This window comes from Brevundimonas sp. M20 (genome assembly GCF_006547065.1).
Classification (GTDB): Bacteria; Pseudomonadota; Alphaproteobacteria; order Caulobacterales; family Caulobacteraceae; genus Brevundimonas.
Genome location: NZ_CP041243.1, coordinates 1,973,834 through 1,990,981, shown reverse-complemented (window position 1 = coordinate 1,990,981; position 17,148 = coordinate 1,973,834). Strand labels below are relative to the sequence as shown.

The 17,148-nt window shown below is 68.3% G+C and carries 18 protein-coding genes; 12 read left to right on the top strand and 6 right to left on the bottom strand.

All coding sequences use genetic code 11. The annotated features are described in order from the left end of the window. The first annotated feature begins 18 nt into the window (after positions 1-18). The 3 genes from cysE (at position 19) to FKQ52_RS09645 (ending at position 1,636) form a co-directional block, all read left to right on the top strand. Positions 19-840: a serine O-acetyltransferase gene (gene cysE, locus FKQ52_RS09655; RefSeq protein ID WP_141626988.1), complete on the top strand. Its 822-nt coding sequence runs from the start codon at positions 19-21 to the stop codon at positions 838-840. Between the two features lie 55 nt (positions 841-895). After that, on the top strand, positions 896-1,348 hold the full coding sequence (locus tag FKQ52_RS09650) for a hypothetical protein (RefSeq protein ID WP_141626987.1): 453 nt from the start codon (positions 896-898) through the stop codon (positions 1,346-1,348). A gap of 78 nt (positions 1,349-1,426) precedes the next feature. Then, positions 1,427-1,636 carry a DUF3126 family protein gene (locus FKQ52_RS09645; protein ID WP_092310331.1) on the top strand — a complete coding sequence of 70 codons (210 nt, stop codon included), beginning with the start codon at positions 1,427-1,429 and terminating at the stop codon, positions 1,634-1,636. A gap of 69 nt (positions 1,637-1,705) precedes the next feature. On the opposite strand, the gene FKQ52_RS16445 is transcribed toward FKQ52_RS09645, so the two are convergent. Next, positions 1,706-2,290 (bottom strand): hypothetical protein, encoded by a 585-nt coding sequence (locus FKQ52_RS16445; protein WP_168196823.1) that lies wholly within the window; start codon positions 2,288-2,290, stop codon positions 1,706-1,708. Between the two features lie 94 nt (positions 2,291-2,384). Here FKQ52_RS16445 and FKQ52_RS09635 point away from each other — a divergent pair, with 94 nt between their 5' ends. From FKQ52_RS09635 to FKQ52_RS09610, 6 genes are all read left to right on the top strand, one after another. Then, on the top strand, positions 2,385-3,254 hold the full coding sequence (locus tag FKQ52_RS09635) for a 50S ribosomal protein L11 methyltransferase (RefSeq protein ID WP_141626986.1): 870 nt from the start codon (positions 2,385-2,387) through the stop codon (positions 3,252-3,254). A gap of 56 nt (positions 3,255-3,310) precedes the next feature. Beyond that, a complete protein-coding gene (locus FKQ52_RS09630; RefSeq protein ID WP_141626985.1) occupies positions 3,311-3,760 on the top strand; it encodes a hypothetical protein in 450 nt (149 codons plus the stop codon). Positions 3,761-3,793: 33 nt separating this feature from the next. Then, positions 3,794-5,605, top strand: coding sequence for an aminopeptidase P family protein (locus FKQ52_RS09625; RefSeq protein WP_141626984.1), 1,812 nt, complete (start codon positions 3,794-3,796; stop codon positions 5,603-5,605). 34 nt (positions 5,606-5,639) lie between these two features. Further along, positions 5,640-5,894, top strand: a complete 255-nt coding sequence (locus FKQ52_RS09620) for a type II toxin-antitoxin system VapB family antitoxin (RefSeq protein WP_141626983.1) — start codon at positions 5,640-5,642, stop codon at positions 5,892-5,894. After that, positions 5,891-6,283, top strand: a complete 393-nt coding sequence (locus FKQ52_RS09615) for a type II toxin-antitoxin system VapC family toxin (protein ID WP_141626982.1) — start codon at positions 5,891-5,893, stop codon at positions 6,281-6,283. The genes FKQ52_RS09620 and FKQ52_RS09615 overlap by 4 nt, the downstream gene beginning before the upstream one ends. Before the next feature lie 74 nt (positions 6,284-6,357). Continuing rightward, positions 6,358-7,347: an aldo/keto reductase gene (locus tag FKQ52_RS09610; protein ID WP_141626981.1), complete on the top strand. Its 990-nt coding sequence runs from the start codon at positions 6,358-6,360 to the stop codon at positions 7,345-7,347. Between the two features lie 45 nt (positions 7,348-7,392). Here FKQ52_RS09610 and FKQ52_RS09605 read toward each other — a convergent pair whose 3' ends face one another. The 3 genes from FKQ52_RS09605 to FKQ52_RS09595 all read right to left on the bottom strand — a co-directional run bounded on the left by FKQ52_RS09605 (position 7,393) and on the right by FKQ52_RS09595 (position 10,832). Beyond that, positions 7,393-7,815 (bottom strand): DUF2147 domain-containing protein, encoded by a 423-nt coding sequence (locus tag FKQ52_RS09605; protein ID WP_141626980.1) that lies wholly within the window; start codon positions 7,813-7,815, stop codon positions 7,393-7,395. A gap of 21 nt (positions 7,816-7,836) precedes the next feature. Beyond that, positions 7,837-10,158 carry an NAD-dependent DNA ligase LigA gene (gene ligA / locus FKQ52_RS09600; protein WP_141626979.1) on the bottom strand — a complete coding sequence of 774 codons (2,322 nt, stop codon included), beginning with the start codon at positions 10,156-10,158 and terminating at the stop codon, positions 7,837-7,839. A 74-nt stretch (positions 10,159-10,232) separates the two neighbouring features. Then, a complete protein-coding gene (locus tag FKQ52_RS09595) occupies positions 10,233-10,832 on the bottom strand; it encodes a hypothetical protein (RefSeq protein WP_141626978.1) in 600 nt (199 codons plus the stop codon). 142 nt (positions 10,833-10,974) lie between these two features. On the opposite strand from FKQ52_RS09595, the gene FKQ52_RS09590 reads away from it, so the two are divergent. From FKQ52_RS09590 to FKQ52_RS09580, 3 genes are all read left to right on the top strand, one after another. After that, a complete protein-coding gene (locus FKQ52_RS09590) occupies positions 10,975-11,934 on the top strand; it encodes a M20/M25/M40 family metallo-hydrolase (protein WP_141626977.1) in 960 nt (319 codons plus the stop codon). A gap of 82 nt (positions 11,935-12,016) precedes the next feature. Next, the gene (locus FKQ52_RS09585; RefSeq protein ID WP_141626976.1) at positions 12,017-12,649 is read left to right on the top strand and encodes an isoprenylcysteine carboxylmethyltransferase family protein; all 633 of its coding nucleotides are present in this window, start codon (positions 12,017-12,019) and stop codon (positions 12,647-12,649) included. Between the two features lie 43 nt (positions 12,650-12,692). Beyond that, complete coding sequence (locus FKQ52_RS09580) at positions 12,693-13,244, top strand: hypothetical protein (protein ID WP_141626975.1); 552 nt, start codon at positions 12,693-12,695, stop codon at positions 13,242-13,244. Positions 13,245-13,251: 7 nt separating this feature from the next. Here FKQ52_RS09580 and FKQ52_RS09575 read toward each other — a convergent pair whose 3' ends face one another. Both FKQ52_RS09575 and FKQ52_RS09570 read right to left on the bottom strand, forming a co-directional pair. Continuing rightward, the gene (locus FKQ52_RS09575) at positions 13,252-14,760 is read right to left on the bottom strand and encodes a Ppx/GppA phosphatase family protein (protein ID WP_141626974.1); all 1,509 of its coding nucleotides are present in this window, start codon (positions 14,758-14,760) and stop codon (positions 13,252-13,254) included. After that, a complete protein-coding gene (locus FKQ52_RS09570; protein ID WP_141626973.1) occupies positions 14,760-16,985 on the bottom strand; it encodes an RNA degradosome polyphosphate kinase in 2,226 nt (741 codons plus the stop codon). Before FKQ52_RS09570 ends, FKQ52_RS09575 begins: the two co-directional genes overlap by 1 nt. Between the last annotated feature and the right edge of the window lie 163 nt (positions 16,986-17,148).

The following is a 17,148-nucleotide window of genomic DNA, read 5'->3' as shown; positions in this document are numbered from 1 at the left end:
CGCCTGATGGAGCCCGTCATGCCCAAGCTCGAAGTCGTCGCCGCCGAACCGGATGCCTGGACCCTGTTGCGGAATGCGGCGGAGGAAGCGGCGCGCGCCGAGCCCTCGCTGGCCTCGCTGGTCAATGCGGTGATCCTGTCGCACGCCGACATGGCCTCGGCCCTGAGCTTCCAGATCGCGCGCAAGATGGGCGACGCCGAACTGGGCGCCATGTCGATCCGCGAGGTCTGCCGCGACGCCTTCGAAGCCGATCCGACCATCGTCGCCGCCGCCGAGGCCGACCTGCAGGCCGTGTCGGAGCGTGATCCGGCGATCCGGTCGCTGTTGCAGCCCTTCCTGTATTTCAAAGGCTTCCAGGCGTTGCAGGCGCACCGGGTGGCGCACTGGCTGTGGATGCAGGGACGCGACACCCTGGCCTTCCATCTGCAGAGCCGGATGTCCGAGCTGTTCCAGATCGACATCCATCCGGCGGCGAAGATGGGCGCGGGCCTGTTCCTGGACCACGGCACCGGCATCGTCATCGGCGAGACAGCCGTGGTGGGCGACGAGGTCTCCATGCTGCACGGGGTGACCCTGGGCGGCACCGGCGCCGAGCGCGGCGATCGTCACCCGAAGATCGGCAAGGGTGTTCTGCTGGGCGCCGGGGCCAAGGTTCTGGGCAACATCACCGTCGGCGACTACGCCAAGGTGGCCTCGGGTTCGGTGGTGCTGAAGCCGGTCCCGGCGGGCTGCACCGTGGCGGGCGTGCCGGCGCGGCTGGTCAACTGCCCGACCGGCGCGACCCCGGCCCGGACGATGGACCATACCCTGGCCGATGTGGTGTATGATTTCGTGATCTGACCCGGCGATTCACGCTGGCGTTCTGAACTGACGGGCCGCAAGCCCGTAAATGCATTTGACCAAGGATATCGAAGCGAAGATCACCAGCTTCTTCGCAGCTCTCGAAGTGGCGGAAACGGCCTATCAGTCCGCCCGCCCGCAGATCGGCTCCGCCTCGCACACGGCGCGCCCCGAGGATTGGCCTGACGACCACGAAGATCGCGACAGTGTCGCGCGTCGTGTGATCCATTGTTCGATCGACGCCTACATGATGATGGCAGATCTCGCCGGGTTCGCGTCGCGTATGCGAAAGGGCCAGACGCCGAACGCAGGTGATCTCCGACCTGACGGAAGCGAGCCGTTTGACTGGTTCGGTTATTTTGACGGCGCTTACCGGTTCTATCGAGAGGCGGACTTCGACGAGGTCTACGCGCGTATGGAAGCGGATTGGCCACTGGTCTCAGCCTTCACTCGTGAGGTGAGGGAGGCGGAAGCCAGGTTCGGCGAAGTGGTGGAGGCGTTTCGGTAAAGGGAGAGATACGGCCTTTCCCTCCCGCGCCCGTTTCTCTAGGGTCCGGCGAAATTTCAAGACTCTGAGGACACCCCCATGAACGCCGCCGACATGAAGCGCGTCGAGACGCACCTGAAGCGCACCTTCAACACCGGCGGCATCATCGTGAAGCCGCGCGGCAAGCCGGCCGACTCGGCCGAGGTCTATGTCGGCGACGAGTTCATCGGCGTGGTCTTCGAGGACGAGGACGAAGCGGGCAGCTTCATGTTCGAAATGGCCATCCTGGCGGAAGACCTGCCGGAATAAGCCGCCGGACAGCGGACACGAAAAAGGCCCCGGAGATCGCTCTCCGGGGCCTTCTTCATTTCAGCGCGATCAGTTCTTGCCGAAGATCGCGTCCATCAGCTTGCCCAGGAAGCCCTTTTCGGCGGGCTTGGGCGCCGGGGCCGCGGCGGGCGCGGCGGCAGCCGGAGCAGCGGCGGCCGGAGCCGGGGTCGGCGCGGGCGCCGGAGCCGGAGCGGCGACGACCGGAGCGGCGGCGGGCTTGGGAGCGGCGGCGGCTTTCGGCGCGGCAGCCGGCTTCTTCGCGGCGACGGGCTTGGCGGCGGTCTTCGGAGCCGTCTTCGGCGCGGCCTTCACAGCCTTCGCAGCCGCGGCGGCTTTCGGCGCGGCGGCAGGCTTGGCGGCGGCCTTGGGCGCAGCAGCCTTCGGCGCGGCCTTGGCGGCGGGCTTCGCAGCCGGCTTGGCGGCGGTCTTCGGGGCGGCGGCCTTGGCGGGAGCGACGGTCTTCACGGCCGGTTTGGCGGCGGGCTTCTTCGCGGGAGCGGCGGCCTTGGGCGCGGCGACTTTCGCGGCGGCCGGCTTCGCGGCGCTCGACTTTGCAGCCGGTTTGGGCTTGGAAGCGGCGGTCGCCGCCTTCGGCTTGGCGGCGGTACTCGGTTTAGACGGTGCTTTGGCCATGAATTCCCCGACCCCTCGGATAGTGTTGCGTTTGCTGGCGATGGAGAGCACGCCAGCGCGTCCCTCGATTCGCAATCATAGCGGTGTTTGAGAAATGTCCGAGTCCGCTGTTCAGATTATCGCGCGCGGCCCCCGCGCTGTTGCAGAAACCGCAGCCTCGGCGCTGGACGAGAACGTCCTGCTGGAAGGCGCGACCTATTCGATCCTCGAGGAAGACGAGGACAAGGGCGTGTGGCGCATCGACGCCTTCCCGACCACTGATGAGGAGGCCGAAGGCATCGAGGCGACCCTGTCGGCCCATGAGGGACTGACGGTCATCGTCGAGAAGCTGGCCGACGCCGACTGGCTGGCCATGTCGCTGTCGGGCCTGCCGCCGGTCGAGGCCGGGCGGTTCTTCGTCTATGGCGCCCACGATCAGGGGCGGGTCCCGCCGAACCGGGTGAACCTGAAGATCGACGCGGGCGCCGCCTTCGGCACCGGCCACCACGGCACGACGGTCGGCTGCCTGATCGCGTTCGATGAACTGCTGAAGCGCGAAAGCTTCGAGCGGGTGCTGGACGTCGGCTGCGGCACGGGCGTGCTGGCCATCGCGGCGGCCAAGACCGGTTCGCGCGTCGCCGTCGGCACCGACATCGACGCGCCCTCGGTGCGGATCGCCAACGAGAACGCCCATCTGAATCAGGCCGGCGCGCGCTTCGTGCACGCCAGCGGGCTGAACGACCGCAAGGTGCGCAGCCAAGGGCCGTATGATCTGGTCTTCGCCAACATCCTGGCGCCGCCGCTGGTGAGCCTGTCGCAGGACATCAAGGAGGCGCTGAAACTGGGCGGCGTGGCCATCCTGTCTGGTCTGCTACGGACTCAGGAACGCCGGGTGACGGCGGCCTATCTGTCGCGCGGCTTCGTGCTGGAGCGCCGGATCCATCGCGATGCCTGGAGCGCGCTGGTGCTGCGGCGGGTGGGTTAACGGCGGAACAGCCGTCGCGTGGGCGTGTTCCGGTCGCATAGCCGGAGGACGCCACCGTGACCCAGGACGATCCGAACCTTGATCCCAACCTTGAGACCGTGCGCGAAACCTTCATCACGCGCGGACCCGTCTCCGAGACGGTCGAAACCGTCGTTGTGAAGGAGTCCAACACCGGCTGGTGGGTGGCGGGCATCCTCGGCGGGCTGGTGCTGATCGCCGTGCTTTGGATCCTTTTCGCGCGCGGATCGGCTCCGGTGACGGAGGACGCCCTGTTGGACGCCCAGGCGGAAACCGCCGCCGCGCAGGCGAGGGCGGATCAGGCCGTGATCGCCGGACAGGTGGCCGGGGCGCAGGCCAGTGTCGATATCGCCCGCGCCGATGCGGCTCGCGCCGAGGCGGAGGCCCGGGCGGCTGAAGCCCGCGCGGCTGAACCGGTGGTGATCGAGGCTCCTGCGCCGGCCACGACCGCGCCCGCTGTCGTCAGTCCGACGGCGCCTCAGAACTAGAACCGGTCGGCAAGGCGGTGCTATGGCTCCGCCATGCGCCAGACCTATGACGAAACCACCGATCCGTCCTTCGGGGCGAAGCACCTTCCGCGCGTGCGGGCGAAGATGGCCGAGCAGGGCCTGGACGGGATGCTGGTCCCGCACGAGGACGAGCACCAGAACGAATACCTGCCCGCCGCCAATGACCGGCTGGCCTGGGTCAGCGGCTTCACCGGTTCGGCCGGCGCCGGCGTTGTTCTGACGGACCGGGCGGCGGTCTTCGCCGACGGACGCTACACCGTGCAGGTGCGGGCGCAGGTGGATGCGCAGCAGTTCGAAATTCTGGACCTCGTGGAAGGCGGCGTGCCCGCCTATCTGGAGCGCGCGCCCAAGGGGGCGGTGATCGGCTATGACCCGCGTCTGCACAGCCCGGACGCGCTGGCGGTGCTGAAGAAGGCGGCGGCGAAGGCGGGAGCCACGTTGAAGCCGGTCGAGGTCAATCCGGTGGATCAGGCCTGGGGCGACGAGCGCCCGGCCCAGCCGATGGCGCCGGTCGTGCCGCACGACGACAAATACGCCGGTGAGAGCAGCGCCTCGAAGCGCGCGCGCATCGGCGAGGCGGTGGCGAAGGCCGGGGCGGACGCCACGGTGCTGACCGCGCCGGCCTCGATCGCCTGGCTGTTCAACATTCGCGGCGGGGACGTGATCCGCACGCCGCTGCCGCTGTCGCAGGCCATTGTGAAGACCGACGGCACGGCGCGGCTGTTCATGGACCCGCGCAAGGTGACCAACGAACTGCCCGGCTGGCTGGGCGACGCGGTGACGCTGGAGGCGCCCGAGGCGCTGGACGGCGCGCTGGACGCTCTGGCGGGGGAGAAGGTGCTGGTCGATCCGGGGCAATCGTCCGCCTGGTATTTCGACCGGCTGGAGGCGACCGGGGCGAACGTGGTGCGCGGGATGGATCCCTGCACCCTGCCGCGCGCGCAGAAGAATGCGGTCGAGATCGAGGGCTCGCGGCAGGCTCATATCCGCGACGGCGCGGCCCTGAGCCGGTTCCTGCACTGGGTCGACACGACCGCGCAGCAAACCTTGCCCGATGAGCGCGAGGTGGCCGAGACGCTGGAGCGTTTCCGCGAAGAGACCGGCGCGCTGAAGGATTTGAGCTTCGACACGATCGCGGGCGCGGGGCCGAACGGCGCCCTGCCGCACTACAAGCCGGTGACGCGCACGATCCGCAAGATCGAGAACGGCTCGCTGCTGCTGGTGGACGGCGGCGGCCAGTATCTGGACGGCACGACGGACGTGACCCGGACCATGGCCATCGGCGCGCCGACAGCCGACCAGCGCCGCATGTTCACCCTCGTCCTGAAGGGCCACATCGCCATGGCGGTGGTGCGCTTCCCGGCGGGGACGACGGGGCACCAGATCGACGCCCTGGCGCGTCTGCCGATGTGGATGCAGGGCTTTGACTACGACCATGGAACGGGTCACGGCGTCGGTTCGTATCTGGGCGTGCACGAGGGGCCGCAGCGGATCGCCAAGGCGGTGAACAGCCAGCCGCTGCTGACCGGCATGATCCTGTCGAACGAGCCGGGCTATTACCGCGAGGGCCACTGGGGCATCCGCATCGAGACCCTGCAGGTGGTGACGGCGCCGGAGCCGATCCCGGGCGGCGAGCGGCCCATGCATGGCTTCGAGCAACTGACGCTGGCTCCGCTGGATCGCAAGCTGATCGACGTCGATCTGCTGACCGCCGACGAGCGCGCCTATGTGGACGCCTACCACGCCGAGGTGTGGGCCAAGGTCGGACCGCTGATGGACGGCGAGGCGAAGGCCTGGCTTGAGGCGGCCTGCGCGTCGCTTTAGCGATATCGGGGTTTGTGGTAGAAGCCTTTCCACCATGCTGAACATCAAGAACCCCGAGACCCATAGACTGGCGCGCGAGCTGGCTGCGCGACGGGGGGAAACCCTGACCACGGCGGTCACCGTCGCCCTGCGCGAACAGTTGGCGCGTGAACCGGCCGAGCCGCCCAAGGCGGCCGCCGAAGAGGTCATGGCGCTGATCCGGGAGATGCAGGCGCACCTGAAGCCGCTTGAGCCCGGTGAAGATCCGACGGGCTTCCTGTATGACCCGGAGACGGGACGTCCGGCGTGATCGTCGACAGTTCGGCCCTGATCGCCATTATATTTGGCGAGCCGGAAGGCACGGCGCTGCTCGAGCGGCTGATGTTCGGATCACCACGTATGTCTGCGGCGACCTATTTCGAGAGCGGCATGGTCATTGATCGCAAGGCGAAAGATGACTTTGCAGCCAAGGCTTTCGACCGATTGCTGGAGTTGACGAGGGTGGAAGTCGTGGCTGTTACCCGCGAGCACGCCGAAATTGCGCGCAGCGCCTATCGCGAGTTCGGCAAGGGCAACCATCCGGCGTCGCTGAATTTCGGCGACTGTTTCGCCTATGCCCTCGCTAAACAGGCCGGCGAGCCGCTGTTGTTCAAAGGCGATGACTTCGCGCGGACAGACATCACTTCGGCCTTGAAATAAGGCCTTCCGGCGCCCATCTCCGACGGACCGGCGGATGGTCCCGCCGGCTTCCTCACATTGTCGGAGACGCGCAGATGAAGACGCGCAAGCTGGGTCGTTCGGGGCCCGAGGTTTCGGCCATCGGCCTGGGCTGTATGGGCATGGCGTCCTTCTACGGGACGCCCTCGGATGAGGCGCAGGCGGCGGCGGTGATCCACCGCGCGCTCGATCTGGGTCTGACCTTCTTCGACACCGCCGAGATGTACGGGCCGCACACCAACGAAGTGCAGGTCGGGACGGCGCTGAAGGATCGACGCGACAAGGCCTTTGTCGCCACCAAGTTCGGCATCGGCTGGAACGCGGACCGCACCGCGCTGGCGGTGGACGGCAGCCCCGCCAATGTGCGTCGCGCCATTGAGGGCAGCCTGCAACGGCTGGGGATGGACCACGTCGATCTCTACTATCTGCACCGCGTCGATCCGAACACGCCGATCGAGGAGACTGTCGGCGCGATGGGCGAGCTGGTGAAGGAGGGCAAGGTGCGCTTCCTGGGCCTGTCCGAAGCCGCGCCGGAGACCCTGCGTCGCGGCCACGCCGAACACCCGATCACCGCCCTGCAGACGGAATATTCGCTGTGGAGCCGGGAGCCGGAGGACGCCCTGTTCGCCACCTGCGAGGACCTGGGCATCGGCTTCGTGCCCTACAGCCCGTTGGGGCGGGGCTTCCTGTCCGGGGACATCAAGTCCGTCGACGATCTGGAGCCGGGCGACTTCCGCCGCACCAATCCGCGCTTCATGGGCGAGAATTTCCAGAAGAACCTCGACCTCGTGGAGGCCGTGAAGGGCATCGCCGCCGACAAGGGCGTGACCGCCGCCCAACTGGCGCTGGCCTGGGTGCTGGCGCAGGGGGAGCATCTGGTTCCGATCCCCGGCACCCGGCGCATCCCGACGCTGGAGGACAATATCGCGGCGGCGGAGATCGTGCTGACGCAGGAAGACCTGTCGCGGATCGAGGCGGTCTTCCCCAAGGGCGCCGCGCAGGGGCACCGCTACGCCGAGGCGGCGCGGTCGTCGCTGAACCGCTAGGACCATCAGGGCCGGGCCGGAGCGATCCGGCCCGGTCTTTTCGTTCTACTGGATGCGCGTCCAGGTCTGGGTGCGGCAGAGCGGAGCGACGACGCAGCCGCGCAGACGCAGGGTGTTGTCGCCCTGCAGGGTGATGGTCCCGCGATAGGTGCGGCCGTCGGCGGGGTTGTAGACGCTGCCGCCGGTCCACTCGGTCGGGCCGCCGACGAAGCCGCGCAGCATGGGCAGGTTGCGCAGGGGACGGCTGCGCTGGGCGCGGTCCGCGTTGTGCTCATCCAAGGTGTTCGGATTGGCGCGGATTGTGTCCGAGGTCACCAGCGTCCCGCACAGGGCCTGACCGCAGCGGACGATGCGGACCTGACCGCCGTTGGTCGAGGTCTGCCACAGACCTGTGGGGTCGCCGGCGAAGGCGGGGGCGGCGAGGGCGGCGGCGGCCGTCAGGACGGCGGCGAAGAGGGCGGGACGCATTGGGGGGACTCCGGAAAGAACTCAGCCTCCGATGAGCGCCAACCACTCGTCTTCCGTCAAGACGGAGACGCCATGCTTTTGCGCATCCGCCAGTTTGGACCCCGCGCCGGGACCGGCGACGAGGTAGTCGGTCTTCTTCGACACCGAGCCTGACACCTTGGCTCCGAGGCTTTCGGCGCGGGCCTTGGCCTCGTCGCGGGTGAAGCGTTCGAGGGCGCCGGTGAAGACCACGGTCTTGCCTGCCACGGCGGTGTCGGTCTGGGGCCGTTCGGCGTCCTCGACGGTGTCCAGTTGCTCGATCAGGGCGTCAACGACCGTGCGGTTGTGGGGCTCATGGAAAAACTGGGCCAGGGCGCGCGCGGCGACCGGGCCGACGCCGCTGATACCCGCGATCTCGCCGAGCGTCATCGACGGGCCTTCCTCGCGCGCGATCCGCGCCAGACGGACGATGGCGGGCCAGTCGGGCGCGAGCAGGGCGAGGGCGCGGCGGGCCGGTGCGGCGACGCCGGGGAAGGCGAGGGACAGCTTCTGATCCAGCGGCGCCTCCGGCCAGGGATCATCAGCGGGCGGCGTGGCGGCGGAGAGGACGGACAGGGTGCGCTCGGAGACGCCGTGCCCCTCGGCAAGTTGGGTCCATTCGGCCGACGGGATGCCTTGGGAGGCCTCGATGCAGGCGGCGTGGAAGGCGGTCCATGATCCGAAATGGCGGGCCAGCAGGATCGAGGTCTGCTCGCCGATGTCACGGATACCGAGGGCGAAGATCAGCCGGTCCAGCGTGATGACGCGGCGCGCGTTGATGCCCGCGATCAGATTGCGGACGCTGGTGTCGCCATAGCCGTCCTCGTTCCGCAGTTCATCCAGCCGGGCCTCATCGCGGGCGAGGCGGAAGATGTCGGCGGGCTGGTGCAGCCAGCCCCGCTCGTGGAAGGCAGTCAGCTGCTTCTCGCCGAGGCCCTCGATGTCGAAGGCGCGACGGCCGACGAAATGCTTGAGCCGTTCGACCAGCTGGGCGTCGCAGATCAGCCCGCCGGTGCAGCGACGGCGCACCTCGCCTTCGGGGCGCTCGGCTTCGGAGCCGCAGACGGGACAGTGGGTGGGGAAGATGTAGGGCGCGGCCTCCGCAGGGCGTTTGTCCAGCACCACGCTGACGATCTGGGGGATGACGTCGCCCGCGCGTTGCAGGACGACGGTGTCGCCGATGCGGACGTCCTTGCGAGCGATTTCGTCCTCGTTGTGCAGGGTGGCGTTGCGGACCACGACGCCGCCGACGGTGACGGGATGCAGGCGGGCGACGGGGGTCAGGGAGCCGGTGCGGCCGACCTGGATGTCGATTCCTTCGAGAACAGTCTGGGCCTGCTGTGCCGGGAATTTGTGGGCGATGGCCCAGCGGGGCGTGCGGGCGATGAAGCCGAGCCGCTCCTGCCAATCCAGCCGGTCGACCTTGTAGACCACGCCGTCGATGTCATAGCCGAGCGTCGCGCGGTCGGTCTGGAGGCTGTCGTACAGGGCGATCAGACGGGCGGCGTCCTCGACACGGGCCGAGCGCGGATTGACCTTGAAGCCCCACGAGCGAAGCGCGTCGAGCGCGTCAGACTGGGTGTCGGCGAAGTCGGCGGACTTTTCACCCCAGGCATAGGCGAAGAAGCGCAGGGGGCGTTGGGCGGTGATCGCCGGGTCTTTCTGACGCAGGGAGCCGGCGGCGAAGTTGCGGGGGTTGGCATAGGTGCGCTGACCGGCGGCCTCGGCGGCGGCGTTGAAGGCGTCGAATTCAGCGTTGGGCGCATAGACCTCGCCGCGCACCTCGATGACGTCGGGCCAGCCGGAGCCGCTGAGCGTTTGAGGAATGTCGGCGATGGTGCGCAGGTTGGCGGTGACATCCTCGCCGGTCTTGCCGTCACCGCGCGTGGCGCCGCGCACCAGTTTGCCGTGCTCGTACCGCAGGCTGGCGCTGAGGCCGTCGATCTTGGGCTCGGCGACAAAGGCGATGTGCTCGTCGGCGGGGAGTTTCAGGAAGCGGCGGATGCGCGCCTCGAAGTCTGTGACTTCCCCGGGGGAAAAAGCATTGTCCAGCGACAGCATCGGCACGCCGTGGCGGACCTCGGTGAACTGGCCGGAGACCGGACCGCCGACGACCTGTGACGGCGATGAGGCGGTGGTCAGGTCGGGGAATGCGTCCTCGATCTCGAGCGCCCGGCGTTTGAGGGCGTCATACTCGCCATCGGAAATCTCGGGGGCGTCGCCGCCGTGATAGAGGGCGTCATGGCGCGCCAGCTCGGCGGTCAGACGCGCCAGTTCGGCCTCGGCCCCGGCGAGGTCCAGCTGATCTACGGGAATGTCGGTCATCGGGATTCGCTCGGCCATGGCCACGGTCTGCCCAAGTCCAGCGCCGCCCGCAACGGCCGGTTCCGCGGCTGCTGTCAGTTCGTGGGCAGGGTCGAGCGGTCGTAGCCTTGACCCAGGTTCAGGATGAAGACCGGTCCCAGCTCGATCGTCTGGACGGCGCCGGCCAGTTGCACGGTGGCGCCCAAGGCGCCCGCGGCCCAGTCGCGGTCGAGGACGGCGTTCGCGAAATAAAGCTTCCATTCGCCGGTTGGGCGGACATTGGCGCTGATGATTTCAGGGTAGGGCGCGGCATTGCCCTGAAGGCGGATGACGGCCGTTCCCGTATCGGCGTCCGCAGGGGCCCGTTCGGTGCGGATCCAGACCGCCAGCAGCAGGGCGTCGCCTGACCGGACCGGCCGTGTGGACACGGAGCCCGCGCCGACATCCCAGCTGTTGCCGCCCGCCGCGGTGACATCGACCCGCAGGGCGCGTCCGCCCTGAACGGTGGAGGTGACGATCTCGTGGGTCTGGCCGGCGCCGTAGACATTCCACCCGTCGACGTGGACGCGGTTCACGGCCTTGTCCAGCATCGAGCCGCCCTGTTGCGCCGGGGCCGGGGCGTCCTGGGCAAGGGCGGGGGCGGCGCCGGTGAGGGCGGAGACAGCGGCAAGGGCGGCGAGTATGCGTGCGATCATGGTGGTCCTCCCGGCGGCCTTGAGGTCGCTTCTGGAGGCGACTGTCATCCGGGGCCGGGGATGGTTCAAGCCTGCATTAAGAGGCTGTAATCTGACGTGACCGCGCGAGCCTGCTAAGCGTTTCGGTGAAAGAGGAGATTCCATGCGTCCGATCCGCCTTATGGCCCTGAGCTCCGTCGCCGCGAGCCTGCTGCTCGCCGCCTGCGTCACTCCCTCCGAGCCCGCGGCGCCGGTCGCACCGGCGGTTCCGGCCTTCCAGGCGCAGCTGCTGGAGGATGTGCGCATCCTGGCCTCGGACGAGATGGCCGGGCGTGATACTGGCTCGGCCGGGGGCGAGATGGCCCGCAACTACATCGTCGGCCGGTTCGAGGCGCTGGGCGTCCCTGCGCCGATCATGGGACGTCTGCAGCCGTGGGAAGCCACCGGCCGCACCCGCGCCGGGCCGAAGACCTATAACGGCGTGAACATCATCGGCGTGGTGCGCGGAACCCGCGTGCCGGACAAATACATCGTCGTGACCGCCCACTACGACCACGTCGGCACCAACGACGGCCAGATCTTCAACGGCGCGGACGACAACGCCTCGGGCGTGGCGACCATGCTGGCGCTGGCCGCCGAGCTGAAGCGTCAGGCGCCGGAGCACAGCGTGATCTTCGTGGCGCTGGACGGTGAGGAGCGGGGCCTGCTGGGCGCCAAGCATTTCGTCGAGGCGCCGCCGGTGCCGCTGGCCTCGATCACGATGAACCTGAATTTCGACATGACCGCGCGCGCCGAGACGGACGGCAAGCTGTGGGTCACGGGCACCTATCAGAACCCCAACCTGCGTCCGATCCTGGAAGGCATTCCTGCGGACGGCGCGGTGGCGCTGGCCTTCGGCAAGGACACGCCGCAGGACACCGGTGAGGACAACTGGGTCGAGGCGTCGGACCACGCCGCCTTCTATCGCGCGCAGATCCCGTTCCTGTATCTGGGCGTGAACTACCACCCCGACTATCACCGTCCGTCGGATGACTTCGAGCGGATCACCCCGTCGGTGTTCACCAGCGCGACCTCGCTGTCGATCGCCTCGTTCCACGCGCTGGATCGCGCGCTGGACCGATAGTTTCGCGACCGCGTTTCGGTCGCAAAGATAGGCCTTGAATTCGCCGTTGCGCGGTCGTTTCGTCGCGCAACGGAGAAATTCGATGACGACTGCCGCCCCGACCACGCTCGACCTCGGCGCTGTTCAGAAAATCCGCAAGGTCGCGGTTCTGCTCGCCCTTCTGGCCCTGATCGGGGCTTCTCTCGTCACACAATCGATCGGCGGGGTGGACGGGCGCTGGCACGAGACTGTCGAAGCCGTAGGGCTGGCGGCGATCGTGTTCTCCATCGTCGGCCGCGCCTGGTGCACCCTCTACATCGGCGGGCGAAAGAAGGCCGACGTGGTGGATACCGGTCCCTATTCGCTCACGCGCAATCCCCTCTATGTGTTCAGCTTCTTCGGCGCCTTCGGCGTGGGAGCCCAGAGCGGCAGCGCGGCCATCGCGATCGGTTTCGTTCTGGCGGCGTTGCTGATCTTCCGTCTGACCGTGGCGCGGGAGGAAGCCTTCCTGGGGCGGGAGTTCGGTGAGCGCTACGCCGCCTACATGGCCCGGACGCCCCGGTTCCTGCCCGATTTCAGGCTGTGGCGCGACAGCGAGGAACTGACGATCCGGCCGTCGCTGTTCCTGCTGACCCTGCGCGACGGCATGGTGTTCCTGCTGGCCATTCCCTTCTTCGAACTGATCGACATGGGTCAGGCTGATCACTGGCTGAAGGTGGTCGCGCATCTGCCCTGACGGTGGCATACCGGCAGGACTTCCAGTCCTCCGGATGGTTTCCATGCGCCGCATCGTCAGCCTCGCCCTCGTCGCGACCGGAGCGATGCTCATGTCGTGCGACAACGGCGGCGACTCGCGGATGCGCACGCCCGCCGCGCCGGTCTTCACCCACACCCTCTCCGGCGATGTCTCGGGCTATTATCTGCCGATGGACCCGGCGCGGACGGGCAGGTGGTCCTTCAGCCATGTGTTCGTCGGCCAGACCGCGGAGTTCGAAAGCTGGGAGTCCGGACAGCGCAGCGCGACCTTCGCCCCGGTCATGCTGCAGTTCGATGATGTGACGAGTCCGATGACGCAGACGGAGCTGGGTGAGGCGCGCAGCGTCACCGCCCGGGTCCTGCCCACCCGCTATACGGTCAATGACGGCGAGGTTCAGTTCGAGGGACGCTCGCCGGAACTGGGGCGGGTGATGTTCAGTGGCCGTCTGGATCAGGGCGCGTTGGCCACGGCGCGGCGCAACCTCGGCGACGAAGGGGCGGTGCTGACCGGATCGCTGAAGGTCGGCGACGCCCCCGCGCAGGCGGTGCGGCTGCGTTGGTGGATGGGTGACTGAGGCGGGTTCAGTCCCGCCCCTCGATCTGCAGCTTCAGGCCCATGACCTCGGCCAGCGCCTTGCCCCGGCGACGGGTCTGTTCGCCCAACAGGACGTCGGCATAGCCCTCTGATGCGGTGAGCAGCAGGGCGCCGTCCTGAACCGTGGCGCGGGCGTTGACCAGCAGTTGGGGCGAACGGCCGGACATGTCGCAGGCGAGGCGTATGGCCAGGCCGACGGCGCGGGCGCTCTGACGCTGTTCCTCGGTCAGGAGGCGGGCGACGGTGACGGGCTCCGGCGTCGCGGACGGACCGCCGTAGCGGGCGTTGACCGCACAGGCCAGCCAGGCGCGCTCGGCATGGGTCTGGCCCGGGACGGGCGCGCGCAGGACCTGATCGAAGGCCAGTTCGACCCGGTGGTCCGGATGCAGGCGCGCGCCGAGATCGGCCAGACGGCAGGCGGCGTCGGCGAGCACGGCGTCCCGCTCGGGGCTGAAGGCGGGTTTCACCGATTCCAGCAGGGGCGCGATCCAGCCGCGCAGGGCGCCGGGCAGGGTGGGGGAGATGCCCTGACGGGCGCCGAGGGCCGTGGAGCCGGCCAGCAACGGATCATCCGTGGCGATCTGGGCGTCCAGCGCCTCGTACAACAGGCCCTCGCGCACGCCCCAGGCCGACAGGACGATGGACTTCAGGCCCAGCCGGTCGATCAGTCCCTCCAGCACGAGGGCGGCGTGGGGCAGGGTCTCGGCCCGCTTCTTCGACAGGCCCGGCCACTTCTCCAGCGAGGCCTTCGACTGGCGGGCGATCAGGCGGGCGGTCTCGCGGGCCTCGTCGGCGGTGAGGCGGTACTGGTGGACGACATGCAGCGGGTAGCCGCTGACGTCCATGTGCACCTGCGCCAGCGTCCGCCATGCCCCGCCGACGGCGTAGAGGGTGTCGGCGCTGAAGTCGGCGGCGGGTTTGAGCCGCTTCGCGATGGCGGCGCGGTGACGGTCCGGATCGAAGCCGCGCGGATCGGTCAGGGCGAAGGGGCCCAACGGCAGGGTGATCCCGCGCTCCACCCGCCCCGCGCCCAGGCGGATCAGTTCGAGGCTGGAGCCGCCGAGATCGGCGGCCACGCCGTCCGCGTCGGGAATGCCGGCCAGAACGCCGAGGGCGGCGTAGCGGGCCTCTTCCTCGCCGGAGAGGATGCGGATCCTGAGCCCGGTCTCGGCCGCGACGGTGTCGCAGAAGGCCTGACCGTCCGAGGACTCGCGCACGGCGGCGGTGGCGGCGACGAAGGTGTGGGCGGGCTTTACCCCGTCGATGACGGCGGCGAAGCGTTTGAGGGCGATCAGGGCCTGCGCCGCGCCCTCGACTGACAGCTTGCCGGTGGCGGACAGGTCGCGACCGAGACCGGCCAGCACCTTTTCGTTGAACACCGTCCAGATCGCCCGGCCTTCGAGCCGGTAGAGGACCAGACGCACCGAGTTGGAGCCGATGTCGATGGCGGCGACGTCACGGGGTTCGCCGATGGCCGAAAACAGGGCCTCGGGCATCAACGCTTCTTCCGCTCGGGGCGGTCGTAGCTGAGGTGCGCGGGCAGGGTCTTCACCTTGCGGCCACGGCCCGAGAGGCTGGGGTTGGTCATGAAATACTTGTGCGCCGAGAAGGGCCGTTCGGGATCGACCGGCGTCACGCGCACATATGTGCCGTCCGGCGTCAGGGTCCAGCTCTGGGCGTCATCTTTCAGGTTGGCGACCATGATCTGGTCCAGCACCTGATCATGGACGGTGGCGTTGCGGACCGGGGTCATCAGCTCGACCCGGCGATCCAGATTGCGCGGCATCCAGTCGGCGGAGGAGATGAACAGCTTCGCCTTGTCATTGGGCAGATCGCGGCCGTTGGCGAAGGCCACGATGCGGCTGTGCTCCAGGAAGCGCCCGACGATGGACTTGACCCGGATGTTCTCGCTGAGACCCTCGACGCCGGGGCGCAGGCAGCAGATGCCGCGGATGACCAGCTCGATGCGCACGCCCCACTGGCTGGCGCGGTACAGGGCGTCGATGATCTCAGGATCGACGAGGGCGTTCATCTTGGCCCAGATGGCCGCCGGCTTGCCCATGGCGGCCGCCGACATCTCCTTCGAGATCAGGTCGATCAGCGTCTTCTTCATGTTGAGCGGCGAGACGACAAGCGCCTCCAGCTCGTCCGGCTGGGCGTAGCCGGTGATGTAGTTGAAGACCCGCGAGGCGTCGCGCGCCATGACGGGGTCGCTGCTGAAGAGGCTGAGGTCGGTGTAAACCTTGGCGGTCACCGGGTGATAGTTGCCGGTGCCGAAGTGGCAGTAGGTCTTCAGGCCGTCGCCTTCGCGCCTGACGACGACGCTGAGCTTTGCGTGGGTCTTCCACTCCACGAAGCCGAAGACGACGTGGACTCCGGCGCGCTCCATGGTGCGGGCCCATTTCAGGTTCGCCTCTTCATCGAAGCGCGCCTTGATCTCGACCAGGGCGGTGACGTTCTTGCCGTTTTCGGCCGCCTCGATCAGGGCGGCGACGATGGGGCTGTCCTTGGACGTCCGGTACAGGGTCTGCTTGATCGCCAGCACGTTCGGGTCGCGGGCGGCCTGACGCAGGAACTGGACCACCACGTCGAAACTCTCGAACGGGTGGTGGATCAGCATGTCCTTCTCGCGGACGGCGGCGAAGATGTCGCCGCCGTTGTCGCGGACCCGCTCGGGGTAGCGGGGCTCATAACCCTTGAACTTCAGCTCCGGATGGCCGCCGGGGATCAGTTCGGACACCTGGGCCAGACCCAGCATGCCGTCGATCAGAACCGTGTCCTGCGGCGCGGCGTTCAGTTCGTCCGTGATGAAGGTGCGCAGGTCGTCCGGCATGGACGCCTCGATCTTGATGCGCACGACCGAGCCGAGACGACGCTGTTTAAGCGCCTCCTCGAACTCCATGACCAGATCCTCGGCCTCTTCCTCGATTTCGATGTCGCTGTCGCGGATCAGGCGGAAGACGCCGCGCTCCAGCACGTCGCAGCCGGGGAAGAGATGGTCGATGAAGAGCATCAGCAGGCTCTCCAGCGTCACGAAGCGTTGGCGGCCGGGCGTGGAGCGGCCGTCGGTGGCCAGGGGCCAGAAGCGCTTCACCTGGGTCGGGACCGGCACCAGGGCATAGAGGGTGCGGCGGTCCGAGCGGCGCTTCAGCTTCAGCGCGAGCGAGAAGCCCAGGTTGGGCAGGAAGGGGAAGGGGTGCGCCGGATCGATCGCCATCGGCGTGAGCACGGCGAACAACTGGTTCAGGAACTCCGGCTCCAGCCGCTCCCGCTCGGTCTTGGTGATCTTCGCGGCGTCGACGACCTCGATCCCGGCGGCGGCGAGTTCCTTGCGCAGTTCGCGCCAGCGGCTCTGTTGCTCCGTCATCAGGACGCCGGCGGCGATATTGACCTGCTCCAGCGCCTCGGCGGGCGTCAGACCGTCCGGCGAGACGACGCGGACGCGTTCGCGCACCTGTCCTTTCAGGCCCGCCACGCGGGTCATGAAGAACTCATCCAGATTGTTGGCCGAGATGGACAGGAAGCGCAGGCGTTCCAGCAGCGGGTGGCCCGGATTGGCGGCTTCCTCAAGCACGCGGCCGTTAAAGGCCAGCCACGAGGTCTCGCGATTGAAGAACCGCGACGGCGACGCCATCAGCTCTTCCGAAAGACGAAGCTGCGGTGCGCGCGAGGACGGAACCTCCTCGCCGGTGGTGGTGTCGCTGATCGCCGTGTCGCTCATGCACCGGTTCTGACGCGGCGCGGGGTTCGCTGCAACCGTCGGCGCGTGACAGTTTGTCCGGGCTGGGGGAGTGATTGGTGGTTGGTGATTGGCCGGCGGTATGGGGTGGCGCGGTCCGCACCACCCTTCCGCGGTCAGTGAAGCGGTGGCAACAATCACCAAT

Coding starts and splice junctions, on each gene's coding strand:
- FKQ52_RS09625 (WP_141626984.1), top strand. CDS start 3,794: ATGCGCCAGACCTATGACGAAACCACCGATCCGTCCTTCGGGGCGAAG.
- FKQ52_RS09635 (WP_141626986.1), top strand. CDS start 2,385: ATGTCCGAGTCCGCTGTTCAGATTATCGCGCGCGGCCCCCGCGCTGTT.
- FKQ52_RS16445 (WP_168196823.1), bottom strand. CDS start 2,290: ATGGCCAAAGCACCGTCTAAACCGAGTACCGCCGCCAAGCCGAAGGCG.
- FKQ52_RS09585 (WP_141626976.1), top strand. CDS start 12,017: ATGACGACTGCCGCCCCGACCACGCTCGACCTCGGCGCTGTTCAGAAA.
- FKQ52_RS09645 (WP_092310331.1), top strand. CDS start 1,427: ATGAACGCCGCCGACATGAAGCGCGTCGAGACGCACCTGAAGCGCACC.
- FKQ52_RS09605 (WP_141626980.1), bottom strand. CDS start 7,815: ATGCGTCCCGCCCTCTTCGCCGCCGTCCTGACGGCCGCCGCCGCCCTC.
- FKQ52_RS09610 (WP_141626981.1), top strand. CDS start 6,358: ATGAAGACGCGCAAGCTGGGTCGTTCGGGGCCCGAGGTTTCGGCCATC.
- FKQ52_RS09580 (WP_141626975.1), top strand. CDS start 12,693: ATGCGCCGCATCGTCAGCCTCGCCCTCGTCGCGACCGGAGCGATGCTC.
- FKQ52_RS09570 (WP_141626973.1), bottom strand. CDS start 16,985: ATGAGCGACACGGCGATCAGCGACACCACCACCGGCGAGGAGGTTCCG.
- FKQ52_RS09575 (WP_141626974.1), bottom strand. CDS start 14,760: ATGCCCGAGGCCCTGTTTTCGGCCATCGGCGAACCCCGTGACGTCGCC.
- ligA (WP_141626979.1), bottom strand. CDS start 10,158: ATGACCGACATTCCCGTAGATCAGCTGGACCTCGCCGGGGCCGAGGCC.
- cysE (WP_141626988.1), top strand. CDS start 19: ATGCCCAAGCTCGAAGTCGTCGCCGCCGAACCGGATGCCTGGACCCTG.
- FKQ52_RS09590 (WP_141626977.1), top strand. CDS start 10,975: ATGCGTCCGATCCGCCTTATGGCCCTGAGCTCCGTCGCCGCGAGCCTG.
- FKQ52_RS09620 (WP_141626983.1), top strand. CDS start 5,640: ATGCTGAACATCAAGAACCCCGAGACCCATAGACTGGCGCGCGAGCTG.
- FKQ52_RS09595 (WP_141626978.1), bottom strand. CDS start 10,832: ATGATCGCACGCATACTCGCCGCCCTTGCCGCTGTCTCCGCCCTCACC.